This is a genomic window from Actinomycetes bacterium (genome assembly GCA_035489715.1).
GTDB lineage: Bacteria > Actinomycetota > Actinomycetes > JACCUZ01 > JACCUZ01 > DATHAP01.
In genome coordinates, this window is record DATHAP010000218.1 from 1 (window position 1) to 3429 (window position 3429).

General features: G+C 74.8%; 5 protein-coding genes. 3 read left to right on the forward strand and 2 right to left on the reverse strand.

Features of this window, described 5'->3' with window-relative positions; all coding sequences use genetic code 11:
* The 3 genes from VK640_17220 to VK640_17230 all read left to right on the forward strand — a co-directional run.
* Window positions 1-691 (forward strand): hypothetical protein (locus VK640_17220; GenBank protein ID HTE74920.1); only part of this gene is annotated, 691 nt, incomplete at its 5' end.
* A gap of 97 nt (window positions 692-788) precedes the next feature.
* Window positions 789-1169 carry a hypothetical protein gene (locus VK640_17225; GenBank protein ID HTE74921.1) on the forward strand — a complete coding sequence of 127 codons (381 nt, stop codon included), beginning with the start codon at window positions 789-791 and terminating at the stop codon, window positions 1167-1169.
* A 9-nt stretch (window positions 1170-1178) separates the two neighbouring features.
* Complete coding sequence (locus VK640_17230; protein ID HTE74922.1) at window positions 1179-1832, forward strand: HAD family phosphatase; 654 nt, start codon at window positions 1179-1181, stop codon at window positions 1830-1832.
* A 12-nt stretch (window positions 1833-1844) separates the two neighbouring features.
* Here the strand turns inward: VK640_17230 and VK640_17235 are convergent, their stop codons facing one another.
* Together VK640_17235 and VK640_17240 are read right to left on the reverse strand one after the other, a co-directional pair.
* Window positions 1845-3185 carry a hypothetical protein gene (locus VK640_17235; GenBank protein ID HTE74923.1) on the reverse strand — a complete coding sequence of 447 codons (1341 nt, stop codon included), beginning with the start codon at window positions 3183-3185 and terminating at the stop codon, window positions 1845-1847.
* Window positions 3186-3195: 10 nt separating this feature from the next.
* The coding region (locus tag VK640_17240) for a hypothetical protein (protein ID HTE74924.1) at window positions 3196-3429 on the reverse strand (234 nt) is incomplete at its 5' end.

Below are 3429 nucleotides of genomic sequence, written 5' to 3' on the forward strand. Positions count from 1 at the left end.
CCAGGTGCTGGGCCTGCTCGACGAGGCGCCCGGCCTGGCGGCGGCGGCTCGGTCGGCGGGCAACGGGGCTCTCGACCGCTCGGCGCTGGCCGCGCTCGCCCCGGTCGTCGCTCCGCACCTGCGGGTGCTCACCGGCATCAGCCGAGCCGAGCGCTGGCCGGAGCTGCGGCCCAGCGCCGTGGAGCAGGTGTGGACCGTCGCGCGAGAGGTCGCCGAGGTGACCGTCGTCGACTGCGCGTTCTGCCTGGAGCAGGACGAGGAGCTGGCCTTCGACACGGCGGCACCGCTGCGCAACGGGGTCACCCTCACCACGCTCGCTGCCGCCGACGTCGTCCTGGCGGTCGGCGGCGCCGACCCGGTCGGCGTGCACCGGCTGGTCCGCGGGCTCTCGGAGCTGCGCGAGGTCGTGCCTGGTGCCACCCCGCGAGTCGTCGTCAACCGGGTCCGGGCCTCGGTCGTCGGCCGCGACCCGCGGCAGCAGGTGGCCGAGGCGCTCGAGCGCTACGCCGGTGTCACCGAGGCGGTCCTGGTGCCCGACGACCCGGCCGCGTTCGACGCCGCCCTGCTGCAGGCCCGCCCGGTCAGCGAGGTCGCCGCGACCTCGCCCGCCCGCCAGGCCCTGGCCGACCTCGCCGCGGACCTGGTCGGCCGAGCCCCCCGCCGGCGCCGCCGCCTCGCGCGCTCCCGCTGAGCCGCCGGACCGCCGCGGAGCAAGGCAGCCGGACGGCCCGGCAGCCCGGGCCCCTTGTGCCGTGCCGCACGTCCGGGCCCGGGGTCAGCCTGATCCGGTGACCGGACCTGTCGTCCGGCACCTCGGCACAACCGCGCCGACCCTCGGCACCTGGGTCGCGCTGTGCGCGGCCGCCGAGGCGGTCGGCATGACGGCGGCCGCCGGGGCGGCCCGGCTCAGCCAGGGGGTCATGGGTGGCGAGCCGTCCGGCGGTCGTAAGGCCGTGGTCGTGGTCGCCCTGGCTGCTGGTGACCGTGGTGCTGGCCAGCGCGCTGGCCTGGCCCCCGGCCATGTGGTCATCTTCCTCGGCGCGACGGCGCCCGGCCCGGGCTGGCCGGCCGGGGCGGTGGTCCTGCTGGGCGCCGTGACCGGTCTGGTCGCGGGCGCGGTCCTGGGCGCGGTCACCGCGCTGCTGCTGCCGTCGCTCGACGGTCCGTAGGATCCCGGGGTGCCGACCGTCTTGCGTGCCCTCGTCGTCGACTGGGGCGGCGTCCTCACCGAGCCGCTCGACGCGGCGATCCGGGCCTGGGCGGAGATCGACGGCCTCGAGGTCGAGCACTACGTCGACGTCATGCGCTCCTGGCTCGGCCCGCACCAGGGCGAGCTCGCCCGCGACAACCCGGTCGCCGCCCTCGAGCGGGGCGAGATCGAGGTGCCTGACTTCGAGCGGCAGCTGGCCCGCCGCCTCTCCGAGCACGCCGGCCGGACGATCGAGGCCACCGGCCTCCTGCAGCGGATGTTCGACCAGTTCGAGCACGCCCCGGCGATGGCCGGGCTGGTCCTGCGGGCCCGCCGGGCCGGCCTGCTCACCGGCCTGCTGTCCAACTCGTGGGGCAACGAGTACCCCCGCGAGGGCTGGGACGAGATGTTCGACGCGATCGTCATCAGCGGCGAGGTCGGCATGCGCAAGCCGGAGCCGGAGATCTTCGCCCACGTCCTGGAGCTGCTCGGTGTCGGCGCGGCGCAGACCGTCTTCGTCGACGACCTCGAGCACAACGTGCGCGCGGCCGAGTCGCTGGGCCTGGTCGGCGTGCACCACACCTCGTACGACACGACGGCGCAGCGCCTCGAGGAGCTTTTCGGCCGTCACCTGCGCGACTGAGCCGGGTCGTCCTCAGGCGGCGAACAGCAGCGTGAGCCCGCCGACGGTGTAGCAGACCATCAGCACCAGCAAGGGCACCTGACCCACCAGGGCCCGGCGGGGCGGCAGGATGCCGACCGCCCGGTCGTGGGCGAGGACCACGCCCAGCACGTGACCGGTCACCACGGCCACGACCTGCACCACCGCGACCAGCGTCGGCCCGGCGAGGCTCGAGTCGATGCCGCGGCCGCCGGTGCCCAGCCAGTTCGCGCCGGTGCCGAGCGGGTCGGATAGCTGGATGACGGTCTGCTGCCCGATCAGGACGAGCAGCGACCAGTAGTGCGCGACCACGTAGCCCATCACGATCGGGACCAGGCTGTGCGCGTACTCGGCGCCGACGTCGAGCGGCCGCAGGCCGCTGCCCCTCCCCGACATGGCAGCCGCGCCGGCGAAGGCGGATGTCACGATCACCACGGCGCCGAAGAGCCCGAGGGTCCCCGTCACCTCGGCCGAGAGCGGCCCGCTCTGCAGCTGGGTCACCCACCAGGGCGTGTTGGCGAACGAGTCGTAGGCGGTGGAGCCGAGCAGCACGCCCACGACGGCGAACAGCCCCGGCGCGACCGGGGTGCCGGCCACGCCGTCGAGCGGGTTGCGCAGGACGATCGTCCCGTCGGCGCGCCGCCCCAGCACCGACAGCCGCCCGGCGAGCGAGGAGAACACCTCGAAGCCGTCGCCCTTGTCGAACCAGCCGGAGCCCCACCAGGTGGCCGCCAGCAGGTGCACCGCGACGTACACCGCGAAGAACACCCGCAGGACCGGCAGCGTGGTGTTGTCCGGCGCGACCAGCTCCATCCAGACGAACGCGAGCAACGACACCGCGGCCGGCCAGTACCCCAGCGAAGCCGGCAGCGGCGACATCCCCTCGGCCGGGTCGGTCCGCAGGGCGCGCGAGAGGGCCCAGTGCAGCGACCGGATGGGGTTGACCATCTTCCAGACCGGCCCGACCAGCATCGAGACGATCGGGACTCCGATCCACAGCAGGACGTAGACGACTCCCGCTGTCGGGTTGAGGGCGTCGTCGCGGCCGGCGACCGCGGCCATGACGACGTACGCCGTCGCCACCACCCCGAGCATGCGCAGCGTCACCCGGAACCACCGGGCGTCCAGCCCGCGGGCCAGCCAGGAGGGCACGGGTCGCCCGGCCCCGGCCGGGTCGAGCCGCGGCTCGCGCCAGAGCAGCCCGAGGGCGAGGAACGAGGCGATCAGCGCCACGGCGGCGCCGGTCAGCGCGTAGGCGAAGGGGATCGGCAGGTCGTCGCGGCTGCCCACCCCATGGGCGAGCAGGTGCCCCTGCTCGATCACCCGGCCGGTCATCGCGCTCGGGTCAGCGCACCTCGAGCTGGAGCAGCTCGAGCTCGGTCTCGTGAGTCTCGACCTCGAAGATGCCGGTCTGGTCGGCGACCAGCTCGACGGTGGTCGGCCGGCCGGCCTCGAGCTCGGCCTCGACCTCGTAGCCGTGCACGTGCAGCTCGTCGTCGACGTCGCTGGTCACGATCAGGCGCACCTGGCTGTCCTTCGCGACCTCGACCCGCCGCGGCTCCGGCTCGACCTTGCCGTC